Annotated in this window: 16 protein-coding genes and 1 pseudogene; 5 read left to right on the plus strand and 12 right to left on the minus strand. The window is 36.3% G+C overall.

Annotated features, from left to right (window positions below; translation table 11 throughout):
- Window positions 1-40: 40 nt before the first annotated feature.
- The 3 genes from ACHZEU_RS09725 to ACHZEU_RS09735 all read right to left on the minus strand — a co-directional run bounded on the left by ACHZEU_RS09725 (window position 41) and on the right by ACHZEU_RS09735 (window position 1665).
- Window positions 41-907: an NAD(P)-dependent oxidoreductase gene (locus tag ACHZEU_RS09725; protein ID WP_259951164.1), complete on the minus strand. Its 867-nt coding sequence runs from the start codon at window positions 905-907 to the stop codon at window positions 41-43.
- 300 nt (window positions 908-1207) lie between these two features.
- A complete protein-coding gene (locus tag ACHZEU_RS09730; protein WP_004224595.1) occupies window positions 1208-1384 on the minus strand; it encodes an aspartyl-phosphate phosphatase Spo0E family protein in 177 nt (58 codons plus the stop codon).
- Between the two features lie 92 nt (window positions 1385-1476).
- A complete protein-coding gene (locus ACHZEU_RS09735; protein ID WP_259951163.1) occupies window positions 1477-1665 on the minus strand; it encodes a hypothetical protein in 189 nt (62 codons plus the stop codon).
- Window positions 1666-1788: 123 nt separating this feature from the next.
- On the opposite strand from ACHZEU_RS09735, the gene ACHZEU_RS09740 reads away from it, so the two are divergent.
- The 3 genes from ACHZEU_RS09740 (at window position 1789) to ACHZEU_RS09750 (ending at window position 3428) form a co-directional block, all read left to right on the plus strand.
- The gene (locus ACHZEU_RS09740) at window positions 1789-1977 is read left to right on the plus strand and encodes a DUF2187 family protein (protein ID WP_004224583.1); all 189 of its coding nucleotides are present in this window, start codon (window positions 1789-1791) and stop codon (window positions 1975-1977) included.
- A 79-nt stretch (window positions 1978-2056) separates the two neighbouring features.
- A complete protein-coding gene (locus ACHZEU_RS09745; RefSeq protein ID WP_004224581.1) occupies window positions 2057-2674 on the plus strand; it encodes a CPBP family intramembrane glutamic endopeptidase in 618 nt (205 codons plus the stop codon).
- Between the two features lie 61 nt (window positions 2675-2735).
- Entirely contained in the window at window positions 2736-3428 is a 693-nt protein-coding gene (locus ACHZEU_RS09750) for a hypothetical protein (protein WP_048391996.1), read from the plus strand.
- A gap of 84 nt (window positions 3429-3512) precedes the next feature.
- Here ACHZEU_RS09750 and ACHZEU_RS09755 read toward each other — a convergent pair whose 3' ends face one another.
- Window positions 3513-3959, minus strand: a complete 447-nt coding sequence (locus tag ACHZEU_RS09755; RefSeq protein ID WP_004224579.1) for a MarR family winged helix-turn-helix transcriptional regulator — start codon at window positions 3957-3959, stop codon at window positions 3513-3515.
- Window positions 3960-4081: 122 nt separating this feature from the next.
- A complete protein-coding gene (locus ACHZEU_RS09760; protein WP_231595608.1) occupies window positions 4082-5500 on the minus strand; it encodes an ATP-binding protein in 1419 nt (472 codons plus the stop codon).
- A gap of 260 nt (window positions 5501-5760) precedes the next feature.
- On the opposite strand from ACHZEU_RS09760, the gene ACHZEU_RS09765 reads away from it, so the two are divergent.
- Window positions 5761-7500 carry a B12-binding domain-containing radical SAM protein gene (locus ACHZEU_RS09765; RefSeq protein WP_404804439.1) on the plus strand — a complete coding sequence of 580 codons (1740 nt, stop codon included), beginning with the start codon at window positions 5761-5763 and terminating at the stop codon, window positions 7498-7500.
- A 341-nt stretch (window positions 7501-7841) separates the two neighbouring features.
- Here ACHZEU_RS09765 and ACHZEU_RS09770 read toward each other — a convergent pair whose 3' ends face one another.
- The 7 genes and pseudogenes from ACHZEU_RS09770 to ACHZEU_RS09800 all read right to left on the minus strand — a co-directional run bounded on the left by ACHZEU_RS09770 (window position 7842) and on the right by ACHZEU_RS09800 (window position 19600).
- Entirely contained in the window at window positions 7842-9197 is a 1356-nt protein-coding gene (locus ACHZEU_RS09770) for a TrkH family potassium uptake protein (protein ID WP_054549806.1), read from the minus strand.
- Window positions 9198-9308: 111 nt separating this feature from the next.
- Window positions 9309-10064 carry a TerC family protein gene (locus ACHZEU_RS09775; protein WP_048391999.1) on the minus strand — a complete coding sequence of 252 codons (756 nt, stop codon included), beginning with the start codon at window positions 10062-10064 and terminating at the stop codon, window positions 9309-9311.
- Between the two features lie 325 nt (window positions 10065-10389).
- Window positions 10390-11475 (minus strand): SDR family oxidoreductase, encoded by a 1086-nt coding sequence (locus ACHZEU_RS09780; protein ID WP_048392000.1) that lies wholly within the window; start codon window positions 11473-11475, stop codon window positions 10390-10392.
- A gap of 19 nt (window positions 11476-11494) precedes the next feature.
- On the minus strand, window positions 11495-14548 hold the full coding sequence (locus ACHZEU_RS09785) for an efflux RND transporter permease subunit (RefSeq protein WP_259951161.1): 3054 nt from the start codon (window positions 14546-14548) through the stop codon (window positions 11495-11497).
- 195 nt (window positions 14549-14743) lie between these two features.
- Window positions 14744-16321: a peptide chain release factor 3 gene (locus tag ACHZEU_RS09790; RefSeq protein WP_048392002.1), complete on the minus strand. Its 1578-nt coding sequence runs from the start codon at window positions 16319-16321 to the stop codon at window positions 14744-14746.
- A gap of 135 nt (window positions 16322-16456) precedes the next feature.
- A complete protein-coding gene (locus ACHZEU_RS09795; protein WP_054549802.1) occupies window positions 16457-17923 on the minus strand; it encodes a UDP-N-acetylmuramoyl-L-alanyl-D-glutamate--2,6-diaminopimelate ligase in 1467 nt (488 codons plus the stop codon).
- A gap of 318 nt (window positions 17924-18241) precedes the next feature.
- A pseudogene (locus ACHZEU_RS09800) lies at window positions 18242-19600 on the minus strand (aldehyde dehydrogenase).
- 240 nt (window positions 19601-19840) lie between these two features.
- On the opposite strand from ACHZEU_RS09800, the gene ACHZEU_RS09805 reads away from it, so the two are divergent.
- Entirely contained in the window at window positions 19841-19996 is a 156-nt protein-coding gene (locus ACHZEU_RS09805; RefSeq protein WP_004224556.1) for a hypothetical protein, read from the plus strand.
- Window positions 19997-20033 lie beyond the last annotated feature (37 nt).

A 20033-nucleotide genomic window follows, 5' to 3' on the forward strand; every position in this document is an offset into this window, starting at 1 on the left:
AAGGAGCCTTCAGGTTTCCTATTCAGAATCCCATCGCGAATTATTTATAATACTTTAAGAGTGCTTGTGTACCATTATCACCATAGCCTGCTGCGATTAATTTCTCATACATTTCATAGGCTAATGCAAGTCCTGGTAATGTTATGCCCATTTTGTTTGACTCGTCTAAAGCTATTTTCATATCCTTTACAAAATGTTTAATATAAAAGCCTGGTGCAAAATCTTCTTTTATCATACGTGGGGCTAAATTGCTTAAAGACCATGAACCTGCTGCACCTGAAGAAATCGATTGTAATACGGTAGGTAAATCTAATCCTGCCTTTAGTCCATAAGCTAGTGATTCACACACGCCAATCATACCAGAGGCAATAACAATTTGATTGCACATCTTTGCATGCTGCCCAGCTCCTGCTTCACCCTGATAAATTATATTTTCTCCAAATTGCTTCATAATTGGCAATACCTTGTCGTATGTGACCTGATCGCCACCAATCATGATAGACAAAGTGCCATTTTGAGCACCAATATCCCCACCTGAAACAGGGGCATCTAAAGCCTCTACACCGATAGATTGAGAATACATATAAATTTTCTTTGCTAAAGATGGCTCTGAAGTCGTCATATCAATGACAATATTGCCTTGTTCTGCTGTTTGGAAGAGGCCATTTTCCCCAAAATATACTTCCTCTACATCTGAAGGATAGCCAACCATTGTAAAGGCAATTTCATGATTTTTAAATGCTTCAGCAGGTGAGCTTGCCCATGACGCCCCTAAGGCAACAAGAGGCTCTGCTTTTTCTTGCGTACGGGTATAGACGGTTACTTCATGACCATTTTTTAGTAAATGCTTAATAATACTAGCACCCATTACTCCAGTTCCAATAAATGCAATACGTTTCTTTGTCATATGTACATGCTCCTTTGTTCTAGAATTTCTGTACTCTCCGTGAGAGTCCAACTCTATATCTTTTCAGTTTAGGTGAAGGAATGAAATAATTCAAACTCTTCCCACAACTTGTACTAAAATTTATATGTAGGGCATATATACCGAATAAGCAAAAAAAAGAGAGCAAGTGATTGGGGGATCACTGCTCTAAAGGGGGAAATGAGAATGTTGCTGTGTTCATAGTAAGTTATTCCCCATTGAAATGCATTTTAAACATATATGTTAAAATGTTTTTTACTCTGAATACTGGAACAATCTTTTTTAGTCTTCTTGATCTTTTTCTTCTTCAAATGCCATCTGTCTATAATAAGTATTCATTAACTGATCTAATCTGCGACTCAGTTGAATGGTTTTTGCATTTTGTAACCCGTTTTCTACACCTGAGCGAATCATCATCTCACGAGTTTGTTCCATTTGTTTCAAGAGTAGATTGACCATTCATACAACCCTCCACACACAAATAATCATACCATTATTATACATTTATATTTCATTTCTTACAGCATTAACTTACGACAATGTTCGACAAATTAACTTCTAGGTGTTTCAGTATAAGTATAGATAATTCGCCCATTTTGCTTGGCCTCACCTCTATAATGTTTAAATAATGGGTGTTTTACAAGAATTTCACGAAATTCGTAAAATTCTTCCTTTTGAATTTCAATACTTTTTCTTTCCCCATTTTGTAATTGTTTAAGCATATTTTCGTATTTTTCCATGAACTTTATTCCTCTCTTTGCCTCATTTGTGTAATAAATTATGAATTATTTAAAAAAAGCTTTACGTTTACCAATTTTTCATGCAAACTGTATATTATTAGTCGATGAAGGAGCTGACTGTCTGTGAAAATAGCTGAAGTTGGAAATATTATCGAGTTTAAAAATGGTCTCCAAGGTATTGTAGAAAAGGTAAATGAAAATTCGGTGATCGTTAATTTAACATATATGGAGAATTTTGATTCCCTTGAAATTGAAGAAAAAACGGTCGTCAATCATAAACGATATAAAATTTTATATACTAATGAAGCTTAATAGTCTGAATAGTCCCTTTTTGTCTTAATAGATGATAAGGGACTATTTTTTTGATAAGATTAAGGTATGGAGGTCGAATATGCTAACAAATTCGAAACAAACAATACTATTTCTCCTTTCTTTATTATTCGTTTATGGTATGCTTGCTTTTACCTTTGCTAACCAAGCTGTATTTTGGTACATGTATGCATTCACTCTACTAGTATGTATTGCCATTGCCATCTTAGCTGGCTCCATTGAAGATCAATTACCTACATGGCAATTTTTACTCTTTGGTATTGGATACGGTACCATCACATATGGTATTATTCGCTTTGGTTACTGGCTCGCTCCATATATTAATAATAACTTAGTACAATCCGTTCAAAAATTTTTAGCAAGCTACGGACCACAAAATATTTGGCACTATGTTTTACTCGTATTTATCGTTGCCATAGGTGAAGAATTATTTTGGCGTGGTTATATCCAACAACAGTTAAAACGTTTTATGCGCCCACCGCTGGCTGTCATAGTTACCGCAGTATTATGTGCTGTATCAATTGCCCTTAGCGGATTTATGCTTGGTGTCATTGCTGCATTGGTAACAAGCATTATTTGGGGCTTCTTATATGAATGGCGTAAAAGTATGCCACTTGTTATTGTAGCTCATGTCGTTTTTGTACTATTATTATTTTTAGTGTTGCCGTTAACATCATAACATTAATATTTGGAAACATTTTATCTTTACTAACGTTTAATTTAGAAAAGGAGGGTTTTTTATGCAAAAAAAATTAGTTTCTATTCTTGCATTATTACTAACAGCCGTATTAGTTGTAGGTTGTAATACATCTGATAAAACAGGGGATTCAGATGCTCAACAAAATGAGCCATCAAATACTGCTGCCGATCAAAAACCATCTGGAGATGATACAGCAGGTGAATCAAATGAGGAAGAAGAAGATACACCTGCATCAAATGATACAAATACAGAGGATGCTTCTAAACAGCCTCAACAAGATGTAAAATACGTTCAAAATGGTGTAGATAAAACTGAAAAGGCAACTGAATCAGCAAGTGTTGATCAAAGCTATAAACTACAACAGCTTCCTGGTTTTACACTGACACAAGAAGAGCCTGGTAAAGACATGTTAGTGTCCAATGATGATGACGAAGTGTTTATGCGTATTGAAACAATTGAAGCTTCACAATCGAGCTTTGAAGAAGTAAAAACAACTATGCAAGATTATATGAACGCAGTTGGTGAAACAGTAGCTCTAACTGCTGAGGAATTAGCAGCATTTAAAGATGTTCAAAATATCGAGGGTTATGTTGTGGACTTCGACACTGAGAAAGTAATTGGGGTTGTCCTTGAGAAAGATGGTCTCATTACAAAATTAACTATTCATGATAATGATGAACAAGATTTAACAGATGCTATGCTTAATATGGCAGCAACTATATCTAAAAAATAATAAAATGCTAAGGACGATAGACATAGTCTATCGTCCTTCTATTTGATCACAAAAAAGTTGTCTCAAATCAATGAGACAACTTTTTTAATAAGATAGGTCCTTTATAGAAAGGCCAATTTTCTTCAATAACGTAATAGCTTGTTCTTTTTCTTCTGGGGATAGTACACTCATTAATTCATGCAAATGCTGTTCGTGTTTTGGGAACAGCTCTCCCATAAAAGCTTCACCTTCAGGGGTGATTTCTGCATACGTAACACGACGATCAGCAGGACAAGATACTCGTAATAAGTAACCTCTCTTCTCTAGCTTATCAATGACATACGTAATAGACCCACTGGCTAACAAAATTTTATTGCCAATTTGCTGTAATGGCTGTCTTCCTTTATGATAGAGAAGTTCTAGAACAGCAAATTCAGTTGGGTTTAAACCATTATCCTGAAATAATTGATGTGTTGTTTCATTAATTGCTTTTAGTGCACGTGATAATACAATATATAATTTTAAAGATTGTTTTAGATCTTCTGACGGCATATTCTTTTCCTCTCACTTCGCTCTTTATACATGACATTATAGCGACATTAGAAAAGCATTGTCAAAAGCAATATATGATTTAGAAGGTTTTGTTGTTCATTATGCAACCATTTTTACTTTCTTTATGTTACTAAATAAGCAGAATCTTTTGTGGATACTTCCATTGTATCCATCTGATTGAATGTGTAAATTGGAAACTGCAGATGGAAGCATGTCCCCTTCTGTAGTTCACTACTAACGCCAATTACTCCTTCATGTTCTTCAATCACCTTTTTCACGAAAGCAAGGCCCAGTCCTGTCCCTGTTGATTTTGTCGTGTAAAAAGGCTGGAATAGGTTTTGAAGTGTCGTGCTGTCCATGCCAACACCTTCATCTTTTATCATAAGTTCGACAATCGCACAGTCATTTGTTGCCATTTCGACGGTAATCGTACCACCATTATTCATGGATTCCATTGCATTTTTAATTAAATTCATCAGCACTTGCTTTAGTCGATTCTCGTTGCCGCCAATATAGACTTGATTAGAGGTTGAAATATACTGAATCATAATATTTTTCATGAGTGCATCTGGTAGCATAAACTCAATGACTTGCTTTACAATATGATCCAGTTCTAATAATTCCACTTTCATCGTTGTTGGCTTAGACAAAACTAATAATTCGGATAAGATTTGTTCCATCCGTTGAAGCTCACTGTCAATAACAGAGAGATACATGCGTGATTCATCATCAGCATTTAATTTTAGTAATTCAGTAAAACCCTTTAAAGAAGTTAATGGGTTACGAATTTCATGTGCAATACTCGCTGCCATCTGTCCCACAACGTTTAATGCTTGCTGATGCTCAACTTTATGTTGAAGTTGCTTTTTCTCTGTTTCATCATTAATCACAGTGACAATAATATTATTGTATTCATCAAAAATACTTGAAATTTCATAATAGCAAGTTCTGCTTACTTGTGTTTCATCGACTACATGAATGCTTGCATGTTTTTCACCCATTAACTTAGAAAGGTAGGTTGTAATTTGCCCTTTTTTCAATGTAAATGAATCAAATATATGCTGATGCGCTTTATGAAGAAGCTGCGAATTTTCAACTTTCAGAAACATTTCCGCATATTTATTTAGCCCAAGAATAATACCACTAGCGTCACTAACAATAACAGCATAAGGTAAGTAATCGTAGGCATTAAAAGATTGCGCTCTCTCATGTGCTTGGCTAACATATAATTTATGGGCAACATCATCATTTAATGTTGAAATTTGCGCAACAATTTCCTCTGTATTAGGATCATAAAAGCATTTGAAAGATAACATTTCGTAGTCATTTCCAACTGTGCGAATATTGAAAATTTCCTCTGAACGTAAATCATTTTGTAACTGTTTGACGAACTTAGTCCATTTAAAATTAGATGGCTCGTCCATAGCTAAATAGCCAATATAGGTTAAATTAAGATTGAAAAGATTGATAGCAGCCTCATTGACGTTTAAAATTTTCCCTGCTTTATTGAGTATAAGTGTTGGTGACGAAGTACTTTTCATAAGATTTCCAAAACATTGATTAATATCATTTTGCTTCAACTTTCTCACCGAACCTTTCAAAAGAGTAAAAAACCTCTAAAATCGAATTTTGAGCCTTTACTATACTTTATGACAGCACGATTCTATTATTACAAAATTTAGTAAATTTAAGTATTTTAAATTATTTCACGAACCGTTCACAAAATAAATAGGTAAAAAGAATTATATTGTATGTCAGATACTTGACTGATACAATAGGATGTTGAAAGGAAGATTATTGCATGAATACTATTTTAACTACTTTGAATGCAAAGTATATTCACACAAATTTAGCATTGCGCTATTTAAAAGGCGCAGCTTTACCGGAGTTTAATCCAATTATAGCAGAGTATACTATTAAAGACCCTGCTTTTAATATTGTATCAGATTTATTCCAAAAAAAACCTGATATCGTTGGATTTAGTTGCTATATCTGGAACATCGAAGAAACAATTCACGTTATCAAGATGTTAAAAACTGTCTGTCCAAATGTTAAAATTCTGCTCGGGGGACCTGAGGTTTCTTATGATTGTCACCATTGGTTACGTCGAATACCTGAGGTAGACTTCATTGTGATGGGTGAAGGAGAAACTTCATTTAAACAATTACTGCGCTATTTCCACGGTGAAATATTGTTAGAAGATGTTCCTGGTATTTGTTATTTAGAGGACGAGAAAGTCAAGATTCACGCTATGCCACCTAAAATTGATTTGCGCGAATTACCAAGTCCTTTTCGTTTTGAGGAGGATCTGCCCTATCTAGGTAAGCGAATTCAATATATCGAAACAAGCCGAGGCTGCCCATTTAGCTGCCAATTTTGTTTATCTTCTATTGAAGTTGGCGTCCGATACTTTAACCGTGAAAAAATAAAAGAGGATATTCGTTTCTTAATGGATAACGGAGCTCGAACAATTAAATTTGTAGATCGCACCTTCAACATCAGTCGTAGCTACGCAATGGAAATGTTCCAATTTTTAATTGATGAACACAAACCAGGTGTTGTATTCCAGTTTGAAATCACGGCTGATATAATGCGCCCTGAAGTCATTCAATTCTTAAATGATAATGCACCAAAAGGTTTGTTCCGATTCGAAATAGGTGTTCAATCTACGAACGATTTAACAAATACTCTTGTAAAACGTCGTCAAAACTTTGAAAAACTAAAGCGAACAGTTACTATGGTGAAAGATGGCGGAAAAATAGATCAACATTTAGATTTAATTGCAGGTTTACCAGAGGAAGATTACGCTAGTTTTCGTCAAACATTTAATGATGTCTTTGCAATGCGGCCAGAGGAATTACAGCTTGGATTTTTGAAACTTTTACGCGGCACAGGACTTCGATTAGAAGCCGAGAAGTTTGGCTATACCTATGTGGATCTATCTCCTTACGAAATCTTTTCAAATAATGTTCTAACATTTGATGATATCGTCCGTATTAAGCATGCAGAGGATGTTCTTGAAAAGTATTGGAATGATCACCGTATGGATCATACGATTGAATACTTGGTTACAGAGGTCTTTGATACACCATTTGATTTCTTCCAAAACTTCGGAACATATTGGGAAACAAAAGGTTGGTCTCGTATTGGTCATCAGCTAGAGGATTTATTCCGTCGTTTATTAATGTTTTTAGAAACGATTGATGATGTGAATTTAAACATTGTCCAGAGTTTAATGCAGTTTGATTACTTAATGGCTCAGCAGTTCCAACCACGGAAGCTATGGTGGAATGAGCGTCCTACAGAAGAGCAACAAAAAGCCCTTTATCACGCTTTACGAGAAGATCCAGCTATCGCAGGCGAGGAATTTGCTAACTTTAAGTTAACTGAAAAAGAGTTGTTTAAGCATACCTTGATTATCCCTCATGCTCTTGATTACCAAGAGTTTGCAAATGGCAAAATTGTACAAAAAAATGGCTATCTGTTAACCTATTTCCGACATGGTCAAGCACCTTACTTTGCAACAATCTACTCTAACTAATAAGAAACGCTAGTCCTGTCATAACTATCAGGACTAGCTTTTTTTATTACTTAAACGATTCTTAAATCCTCATAGTAACAATAAAGACTGCTAAATTTATTCCTTCTGCGCTTCATTGTTCGGTTAGTTAAGTACTCATAGCCAGCCTTACCAATATAGGTCAAATTCCTTAAATAAAGATTGATAAAACTTTGTAAAAAATGCCCAAAAAACAATCTATCTAATCAGGAAATAAAAGTTTAAATTTTTTGAATATTTTATGACAAGATAATATTTTTTACTTTTATATGAGGTTTACGATGGAATTACTCCTTACTTAATGCCTCACATACTTTAAAAATTTAACCAATAATTACTCGTTCCTTCGGATAGTGGAAGCCTGATTTCTTTCCTCTTCCGCCACCCCCAAGAGTATAAAGGAATGATATTAATCCAACTCGACCAATAAACATTAAAATAATGATAATGATTTTACCAACCACTGATAAATCAGATGTTATGCCTAACGACATACCACATGTACCGAACGCTGAAGTAATTTCAAAAATAATTTGAATAAGAGATGCGTGTGGCTCTGTTATAAGCAAGATAAGGGTTGCAACTAATACCATGAAAAAGGCTAATAAAATTACGACAAATGATCGGAAGACATCAATCAAATGAATTTCTCGTCCAAATACTTGGATATCCTCTCTTCCTCTAGCAAAGGTAATTAAGAATAAAATGGCCAAGGCAAAAGTTGTGGTGCGAATACCTCCACCAACTGAGCTTGGGGAAGAGCCAATGAACATCAGGAAGCTCATGAATATATCTGTAGCTTCACTAAAAGTCGTGACATCGTAAGTAGTCAGTCCAGCTGATCTCGTTGATACAGAATGGAACATTGCTGAAAATAATGCCTCATGCCAAGACATTTCCTTAAAAGAATGGAATGATTCAAGGAGTAAAATGACAAGTGCACCAACTATAAATAAAATAGCGTATGTTGAAGTAGTGATTTTAGTAAATAAACTAAAACGGAAATTCTCGCGTCGATTAAGCAAAAAAGTCTTCAATTCAATTAATACCGGAAATCCGATAGCACCTAATACAATCAGTACCATGGTAACCATCTGTACAAAATAATCATCATGGAATGGGAGTAAGCTCATTCCCGTTATATCGAATCCTCCATTTGTCGTAGCAGAAATAGAGGCAAAAATTCCATGTAAAAAGGCTTCTTCTAATGTATCAAAATAATTGGTAAAATGTAGCGTTAAAATAATGGTACCCGTTAATTCAATGCCAAATAAAATTTTTAAAATTTCGCGGATTAATTTAACAACACCAGAGACACTGTACTGGTTATGATCAATCATGATTAACTGTCGCTCACGCATGCCTATTTTTTTCCCAACAAGCAGCCACACAAAGGTACCAAGTGACATAATACCAATGGCGCCTAACTGTAAAATAACAAGAATCATTACAAGCCCAAAGGTAGTATAGGTTTCCGAAATATTAATGGTTGTTAACCCAGTAACACTTACTGCACTTACTGCTGTAAACAAGCTATCTAAAAAAGAGACTTTTACACCTTCTTGATGAACGCCTGGAAGCCGTAATAACAGGAAGGAAATCGCTATCGCTATAAAATAATAAGAAACAAGTACCTGAAATGGTGTGACTAGTTTATTTGATGATTTTTTCCAAGGCACTTTAACAACTCCTCCCACATATGATGCCCAACTAGATAGATTATAGTATAGAAAAAATACATAAAAAAAGAAAGAGGAATAGTGATAACTATTCCTCCAACGTTCATCTACTTATTTTTTCTTTCTTACACCGACTAAATAGCCGACAAAAGCAATACCTATTAGGACAATCCAGAATGTTAACTCCCATGCCGTGGAATGTGGAAATTCTTTAGGCAATATTCCCACCTTCTCATGAGCCAATGTTAAGACAACTAACTTCACACCTACCCAGCCAACGATTAGAAATGCCGCTGTTTCAAGTGAAGGGTAATCATTTAATATTTTTACAAACCATTGGGCAGCAAACCGCATCATAATGACACCAATAAATCCACCAAGGAGCATCACAATGAACTGACCGCCATTGATGCCACCAATATCAAATTCACCTAAGTGTGGCAAAGTTACAGCAATTGCAACGGCTGCTAGCATCGAATCAATAGCAAATGCTATATCGGCAGCCTCTACTTTTAGTACTGTTAACCAGAAACCCGAACCCTTTTTTCCACCATTTTCGGTTGCTGCTTCTTCTTCATCTTTATGTTTTCGTAAATCATATATATTTTTCGCAGACATAAATAATAGATAAGCTGCACCGACCGCTTGTATTTGCCAATAATTCACTAAAACAGTAATAACAAATAATGCGGAGAATCGGAATATCAATGCTCCAAATAGTCCATAAAATAACGCCTTTTTTTGCTGCTCTTGTGGTAAATGCTTCACCATAACAGCCATTACTACCGCGTTATCAGCTGCTAGTAATCCCTCTAATACAACAAGGACAATTAATACCCAGCCATATTGTAATAAAATCGCTTCCATTCTAGTGCCTCCTCTAAGCTCTCTATACCCTCAATGACCCTGTCATTCAAGTATAAAAGAAAAAAACCCCTGCCCTAATTCAGGCAAAGGTCTCGCTAAGTAAATTCGTACCCTTTCTATTTATGGTACTTCAATCTACACGTCATACGTATAGAGCCATTCACTATCACACCCGATGGTTGTACCATGTCTTGACGAATGTGAAACCAGGGAAAGTTAATTACCTGTTAGCTACTCCCCTTTGACAAATTGTCGAAGGTATCTTCTTTCAAATATTATAGCACTATCATTTACAACTGACAAAAATATCTATATGTTTTTTTCGTTACTTAATCTGAATTTGATAGCTCTTCTCTTCCTTATGTGCTAAATAAAACTCAATCATTTTTGGCATCGTCTGTATAAAATCAGGACATGTAATACCACCTTTTTGTAAGATATGATGTGCTTCAGTCGTATCAAATGAAGCATTCCATGTTAAATAATCTAATGTTTCTTGTTCGACACCTAATTTTTTTCGAATAAATGGAATCTGCAATGAAAGCTTAGCCAATGTAAATGGTAAACGTCCTTTTGGATAAGAATTTGTAACTAGTTTCACCATTGTACGGTATACCTCCTGTACAGGGTGAGGATTAGGATCAGTTAAATGAAGTGTCTTCCCTTCTGCACTCTGTTCACTAACCAGAAAAGTAGAAGCATTTATAATATAATCAACTGGCACTACATTAATTGTCGATGAAGTTTGACCAATGTACGGAATAAAAGGTAAACCCTTTAAACGTTCAACTAAGTTTAAGAAGAAATAAGGACCATCAAATTTAATGGTTTCACCAGTTTGGGAATGACCACGAACAATTCCAGGTCTAATTATTGTCAATGGTATTTCCGATTTTAAATCTTCTACTCGGTGCTCAGCCTCATATTTTGTTTCCTCATAGTTGTTTTTAAATGCTCTTGGTCGAATTAATTCATTTTCACGCAGTATGCCCTCACGTGTACCAGCCACATAGGCAGTGCTGAAATACATATAGCGCTGTAAATTTGGTAAGGTGCGAACAAAATCATTAACCATTGTTGTACCATGAACATTTACCTTCCAGGCAATATCACGTGGTACAGCTAAATCATAGATAGCAGCTAAATGCCAAAGCACTTCAATTTGCGGTACAATTTCTTTGATGATTTGATTTTCTAATCCAAGGTTTGGTAGTGTAATATCGCCTTCTACAATTCGAATCGAACAGTCAGGAAAATCCTCTAATATTTTGTTTTTTTCTTTATGTGCCTTTATGGTTTCACCTGCCAATACGATGGTAATTACTTGTTGTGCTTGTTTCTTTTGAAATAATGCTCGAATTAGTTGACTCGAAATGAAACCAGGAAAACCTGTAAAAAAATGAACCTTCATCTCCCATTCCCCCTTGAACCTAGTGCATCTTTCTTGTTTCTTTATCCATTAAACTGTAAATGATCGGTACAATATACAGCGTCAGTAAAGTTGAGGTCATAAGCCCTCCGATAACAGCAATCCCCATTGGCTGATTCATCTCGGTCCCTTCTCCAATGCCCAGTGCGAGTGGTAAAAGCCCTAAAATAGTTGTTAAGGCTGTCATTAAAATTGGACGAAGCCGATCTTGGGTAGCAAGTAAAATTGCCTCATAAGCTGGCATGCCCATTGCCTTTTGCTGATTAATATAATCTACCAGCACAATACCGTTATTTACGACTATTCCTACTAGTACTAGGATACCGATAACTGAGGTTACACCAATTAAAGTATTTGTTAGGAACATAGCTATCGCCACACCAATGATCATTAATGGAACAGTAAACATGATAACAAACGGATATTTAAATGACTCAAATTGAGCTGCCATCACAATATATACAAGCACGATGGCTAGCATCACAGCTAGTAACATATCATCAATTGCACTATCATAGAGCTCTCTGTCCCCACTGAACACAACTTGAGTAGTAGATGGTAAATTAACTTGTTCTAATGCTTTATCTACTTTTGCAGAGATTCCTCCCAACGATTCCTTTGTTTCATAATCTACAAAAAAGGCCACTGCTGCTGCTTGATCAGAACGACGAATGGATACTGGCCCCTCTTGTATAGAAACGGTAGCCACTTCCTCTAATTTTACAAATAATCCTGCTGGCGAACGCAGCTGCATGGCTTTTAAAGCATCTATATTCGTATTAAATGACTGCCCAAAACCTGTATAAACGGGTAATACTGCACCGTCATCAGTAATCAATTGGGACGTTAATTGACCTTTTGTCATTTGATTTACAGTTTGAGCGATTTGTGCTGGAGCAAAACCATAGTCTTTTGCTTTTTCACGATTAACCTCAATTTGAATCTCTTGAACAGTATTATCTAAATCCGTAGAGACATTTGTCACTTGCTGAATCGCTAGTAGTTCCTGCTGCACTTTCTTAACAGTTTGCTGTAGCCTCTGTTCATCGGAATCTGTTAAACGGAATGTTAAGGTGTGTGGTGACGATCCTGTAGCTGTCGATACATTAAATGTAATTTCAGCTTGCTCTTCAAGCTCTCCCTGTATATCTTGTTCTAGCTCTTCTACAAATTTAAAAATGGAACGTTGCCTTTCTGCTAATGGGACAAGCTTTACATATATCTCAGCTTGGTTGGCGCTAGTTTGTCCACGTGCTTGGGATTGTTGTGTACCGCCAATTAAACTAACATACACATCTACATCCTTTTCCTGCTTTAAACGTTCCTCAATTTGCTTAACAATCTTTTCTGTTTCTGATACAGCGACACCTTTTTCAAGATTGACACTTATAGAGGTGAATCCCTCATCTGTAGGCGGTAAAAATTCAGTACCTATTCTAGTCAGTCCAAACAAAGAAAGACTAAAGCAAACCACTGTAAAAAGCAGTATAAGCATTCGATGCTTTAGTACCCATACAATTGATGCCTTGTAATGCCTATAAAAACGTGATTTACTGCGTTGTACATAAAAATTATTGTTTTTCATTTTTAAAAGTCGACTTGCTAGCATCGGAACGACTGTAAGCGCAACTACTAAAGATGCAATTAAGCTGAATGAGATTGTTAAGGCAAACTCTGTAAATATTTGACCAATCAATCCTTCGATGAACATAACAGGAATGAATACTGCTATTGTGGTTAAAGTGGAAGCTGTAATGGCAAGGGCTACTTCCTTTGTTCCTTCCTTTGCTGCAGTTATCGGGTCCTTTTCTAGTCCTAGATGTCTTTCTATATTCTCAATAACGACTATGGCATTATCCACAAGCATACCAATTCCAAGTGCCAGAGCACCTAATGTCATAATATTGAGGGAAAAATCCGCAAAAAACATCAAAACAAACGTGACAATAACGGAGTAAGGAATCGCAATACCAATGATGATCGGACTCTTTACACTACGTAAAAAAACAAATAGGATGAACATCGCAAATAATCCACCTAAGAGTAAGGAAGAGCCAATATTACTAATCGCTAAATCCACATAATTACCTTGATCAATTAAAATATCTGCTGTGATACCTTTATACTGATCTTTCTTTAGTAATGTCTCTAAGGCCTTCTGAAAATCCTTAGAAACCTCTGCCGTATTTGCACCAGATTCCTGTAATACAGACATAAGAACTGCTGGATGCTCATTTGCTCGTGTTGTGGTAATAGATTGTTGTTCTGTCCTCTCAACGGTTGCAAGATCACCAATGGTTAATGATTTGCCCGTTAAAGGGTCCACCGAAACAATTAAATTGGCAATGCTTTCCGGAGAAGATAATGTGCTAACTATACGTGTTGTTAGCATTTTGCCATCATCTGTTGAAACAGGCTCACCAGGAAGAGACACATTATTCGCTTGAACTATTTGCATCACGTCTGTCTGAGTCAAGCCTTTTTCAACAAGCTTTGCTTCATCCAATACTATTTGGATTTCATCAATCAATTTGCCAGAAACATTCACACTGGCAACACCCTCTGTCCGTAGCAGTTCCTTCTCTAAGTGCTCTGCTAATACACGTACATCTACTTGATTATTTTCCGCACGTAAAGACAGCTGAATAATAGGAAATTGAGACGGATCAAATTTTAGGAAACTAGGCTTGCCAGCATCATTAGGCAATGGGGTCATATCAATTCGCTGTAAAATATCAAGTTGGACAACATCCATATTTGTGGACCAGTTGAACTCAAGCACAATTAAATTGGAGCCTTCCTGTGAGGTTGACTGGATTTTTTTGATACCAGGTAAGGTGGCAAGTGTAGCCTCTAATGGCTTCGTTATCTTTTCATTTACCTCCGTCGGGCTTGCCCCAGGATAAGAGGTGACAACCACTCCAATAGGAGGATTTAACTCTGGAATTAACGTAATCGGTATTTTTAATAAAGATACACCGCCTAGTATGATGACAAAAAGCATAGTAACAATCGTAAAGACAGGTCTTTTAATAGAAAAATGACTAATATTCATATAAACAAACTCCTTTTCTACCTCTTCCTTTCTATGATAGCCGAAAAGGAGATTATTTTATAAATAAGCTCCTGTTATTGAGATACTATCTCTAAGGAAACTTATATTTCCTAATAATGTATATATTCTACAAACAGTGTCATTTTTCCTTGCAAAAAAACACGAATCGCAAAATTGTCGATTCGTGTTTTATAATTATAAAAGGCTATAAAGTTTAATGTTTTCGTTTTTATCTGCAAACCAACGCATAGCGAACTCATTTTCAAATAGGAAAACAAGATTGTCAAAACGGTCTTTTACAAGCATTGATCGACCTGATGACATTGATTCTTTGACATCCTCTTCATTTTCAATCCAGCGTGCGATTTTCGAACCAATTGGCTCCATTTTTACTTCCACATTGTATTCATTTTTCATACGATGTTCAAATACTTCAAATTGTAATTGACCAACTGCTCCAAGTATAACTTCCTCTGTATGCAGCGTTTTATAGTATTGAATAGCACCCTCTTGCACTAATTGTAAAATCCCTTTATGGAATTGCTTTGATTTCATAACGTTCTTCGCCGTTACACGGACGAATAATTCTGGTGTAAACTGTGGTAATTTTTCAAATTGGAATGTTTTCTTGCCACCTACAACAGTGTCTCCAATTTGGTATGTTCCTGTATCGTATAAACCAATAATATCACCAGCAACTGCTTCATCTACTGTCTCACGATCGTCTGCAAGGAACTGTGTAGATTGTGTGACTTTAAATGACTTCCCTGTACGAGATAACGTCATATTCATTCCACGTTCAAATTTACCAGAAACAATACGTACAAAGGCAATACGATCACGGTGTGCTGGATTCATATTGGCCTGAATCTTGAAAATAAAACCTGAAAACTCATCATGCTCCACAGGATCAATAAACTGCTCATCTTCAGTAATTCTTGGCTGTGGCGTCGGTGCGAATTGTAAATAGGTTTCCAGGAAAGTTTGAACACCAAAGTTCGTTAATGCTGAACCAAAGAATACAGGTGTTAATTCCCCACGACGAATTTTTTCCTCAGAATACGCATTCCCCGCTTCATCTAAAAGTAAAATATCGTCCATTGCTTGTGAATAATAAGAAGTCACCTTCATTGGATGCTCCACAGCAAGCTCCCCATTGTCGTCAATTGGTAAGAAACGTTCCGCTTCATCTGTACGGAATTGCTCAATGCGTTTATTGTAACGATCATAAATACCAAGGAACTCTTTACCCATACCGATTGGCCAGTTCATAGGATATGCATTGATACCTAATACCTCTTCAAGCTCTTCGATCAATTCAAGCGGCTCTTTCCCTTGACGGTCTAACTTATTAATAAATGTAAAAATAGGAATACCACGCATTTTACAAACCTTAAATAGCTTTAAAGTCTGTGCCTCGATCCCTTTGGCAGCATCCACTACCATGACGGCACTATCTACAGCCATCAATGTACGATATGTGTCTTCCGAGAAATCTTGGTGACCAGGGGTATCCAAGATATTCACACGAGAGCCGTTATAATCGAATTGCATGACAGATGAAGTAACCGAAATCCCACGTTGTTTTTCGATCTCCATCCAGTCCGATGTTGCAAATTTACCTGTTTTTTTACCTTTTACTGTACCTGCATCACGAATAGCACCACCAAAAAGTAAAAGCTTTTCTGTAATCGTCGTTTTCCCAGCATCAGGGTGACTGATAATGGCAAAAGTACGACGCGATAGTATATCTTGTTCTAAATTTGAATTCATCTCGTCATTCTCCTTTTTTCATACTTAATAATAATAAAAGAAGACTTGCCTTTCGTACAACCTTTTTACATGAAATCTCAAAAAAGAAAACCCTTTAGTTACAACTAAAAGGGTTTCCTAAGAATTTAGCTTTCATCACACGAATTTTAATCGGCCTGCTTCTATCGCAATTTCTGCATCACTATGTGGAAATTTTGTATTTTCGATAATTTGATAATCCTCATGGCCTTTACCAGCAAAAATAATCATGTCACCCGGTTCAGCAATTTCAATCGCATGGCGCACTGCCTCTGCACGATCTCCAATACAAGCATAATTATCATGAAGCATACCTTTAGCAAGATCGCCTGTAATACTATCGAAGTCTTCATAGCGTGGATCATCTGTCGTTAAAATAACATATTCCGCAGCAGACGCTTTTTCAGCCATGGCAGGACGCTTTGATTTATCACGATTGCCACCTGTTCCAACTAAGAAAATCAACTTGCCCTTTTTATAAGGTTGCGCTGCTTGAATTGCCTTTTCAATTGCATCTGGAGTATGGGCATAATCAATAAAAATTTGCACAGGTAGATCTGAACATACTTTCTCCATACGACCCTTGACTGGCGGTAGTTGCTCGATTTGTTCAATAATGGACTCCATTGAATAGCCCCTACCATAAAACGCAATCATGGCTGCCAATACATTATAAATATTAAATTCCCCAAGCAAATTCATTTTTACACGATAAATTCCTTCAGGCATTTCCACGTCAAATGATGTCATATAGTCGTGATATTCACAGTTAATGGCGCGGAAATCAGCATTTTCATTTTTTAAACCATATGTCCACACTGGAAATGGTGTCATTGCAGCATATCTCTCTGACCAAGCATCGTCTGCATTCAACACAACAAATTTATTTTTTTCTAAATCTTGTCCAAGTTGGGAAAATAATAAGCCTTTTGCATGGCCATATTCCTCCATCGTACCATGGAAATCAAGATGATCGTGCGTTAGATTCGTAAAAATAGCGATATCATAATCAACACCTGCTAAACGTCCAAGTGCTAACCCGTGTGATGAAACTTCCATTGTCATTAATCGACAGCCTTCCATTTTTGCACGGAAAATCATTTGTTGTGTCGATAACGCATCACTCGTTGTATTAGCTGATTCATATAAAATTCCATTTAAATTAAAGCCAATTGTGCCTGATAAAGCCGATTTCTCGCCCATACCATGCATTATATTTTGAATAATTCCTGTTACGGATGTTTTACCATTCGTTCCCGTTACACCAATCATCGTTATGTCCTTTGAAGGATAATCAAAGAACTTTGCAGCTAGTAAACCTACTGCACGATCTGTATCTTTCACAATCACTTGTGCGATTGTCTCTCCTAACGGTAATTCTCGCTCCGTCACAACAATTGTTGCGCCACCATCTACAGCCTTTTGCGCATAATCATGCCCATCTACTGTATACCCTTTGATACAAACAAACATGCTATTTGGTTGCACACTTCTTGAATCTACTACGATATCGCTAACCTGATCTGGCAGCACGCCAATTATTTTTTTCAAAGGTAATGCGCTTAACAATTCCTCTGCATACATTTCATAATCCTCCAATCAATCTCTACACTCATGTCATCATTCTTAATAATCGACAAAAAACGACAATATGAAATCCCCCACGTTCTATTGAACTTATTTTACTACTTATTTCATGATAAATAAAATGCCTCTCTAGTGTTTTTTCAACGAAACCGCTTTCATTTGAGGAAAAAATCATGTTTTCTTCAAATTTTCATTTATAATCACCAATCGGCATTTTTCGACATAACGAGAAAAGGTTATTTAGAGAACACTTGTCTATGCATGGTAAGCTTATAGTTATAATGGAGGCATCAAGAAGATACCTCCATTGTTAAACTATTTCATAATTGAGCGCACAATTTTCACTTTCTGTTTATATGGCGGGAACAACACATTTGTCTCCAGCTTGGAAGATTTCTTCAAGATAGATTTCGGGTGAGTAAAGTTTTCAAAGCTCGCTTTGCCATGGTATGCTTTCACACCTGATGGACCTACACCACCAAATGGTAAATGTAAATTTCCAACATGTGTGATGGTGTCGTTAATACATCCCCCACCAAATGGTAATTCTTCTAAAAAGTATTGCATGGCTTTTTCATGTTCTGAGAAGAAGTATGCCGCTAAGGGCTTTGGTAATTGCCGGATTTGATGAATGGCAAGTGGCAAATCATTATACATCATAACAGGTAAGATAGGACCAAATAGTTCTTCCTGCATGGATGGACTTGTCCATTTTACATATTCAACTATTGTAGGTTCAATATATAAATCATCCCGATCTATTCGTCCACCATATGTAATGGCATCACGTTCCTCCACAATTATTTGCTGTAAACGATCAAATTGTTTTAAATTAACGATACGTCCATAATCAGGGCTTTTTAAAGGATTTTTACCATAAAACGAACGGATTGTTTCTTTTAATATTTTCATAAAACGGTCATAAACGTCTTTGTGTACAAGCAGATAATCAGGGGCCACACATGTCTGTCCAGTATTAGTAAATTTACCCCACACAATCCGCTTTGCTGCTACCTCTAGATTTGCTGTTTGATCGACAATTGCTGGACTTTTGCCACCAAGCTCTAACGCAACTGGTGTCAAACGTTCTGCAGCAGCTTTTGCTACTACTTTACCAACGGCTACACTACCTGTAAAAAAGATATAATCGAAGGAAGCATGAATAAGAGCCGTAACCTCTTCCTTTTCGCCTTCCACGACACGTACATATGAAGACGGGAATGTTTCCTCAATGATTTTTTTCACAATGACTGCTGTGTGTACAGAGGTTTCTGATGGTTTGACGATTGCTGTGTTTCCTCCAACTATGGCGCCAATCAGTGGCTCCATTACAAGTTGGAATGGATAATTAAATGGCCCAATAATTAACGTTACGCCATAGGGCTCACGAACAATAAAGCTCTTGCCCATTTGATATTGTATTGGTGTTTTGACTGCTTCTGGTTCCATCCATTCTTCTACATGTTTTACCATATATGAAATACTATCTAATACAATGCCAATTTCTGTTGCATACGCTTCAAATTCACTTTTACGAAGGTCTAAGTAACCTTCTTTTACTACTTCCATCTCCGATTACGACACCCTCCTTTTTAACATCGGCTCTTGCTCTTTTCTAAATTTCACACTTTTTGTAGCACGTGAAAAATAAAATTGACTTTGATCTTTAATCATATTTTCCACATCTTTTTACGTAAAATTCATCAAGAAAGCACCCCTTTTTTTAAAATGGCATACATAGTTTTTTCATTTTGAAACAAACTATCTTTGTCTATACGATACAACATCGAGAGGCAAAAATCCTCTTTCTACATCGAGGGGGTGAAATAGCAATATGTGAAATGAAATGTTTTAGTTTTTTCATCTCGGGAAATATACAACTACATATTAAAACCGAAACGGGGGCGTAGATGAATGACAACAACAACAGGAACATGGTGGGAGTCCATTTTTTCTGGACCATTATCGCATGGAATTTGTGAAGAAAAAATATTGCTATTGCAAGATGAGGCTTTCTTATATCTCTCTACAATACCTGTGGAGAATGAAGAAAATCCAGAAGGAAATTAAAAAATAACGCATTATAGGATGCCCCTATAATGCGTTT

The organism is Lysinibacillus sp. S1, assembly GCF_044986265.1.
Taxonomy (GTDB): domain Bacteria; phylum Bacillota; class Bacilli; order Bacillales_A; family Planococcaceae; genus Lysinibacillus; species Lysinibacillus capsici.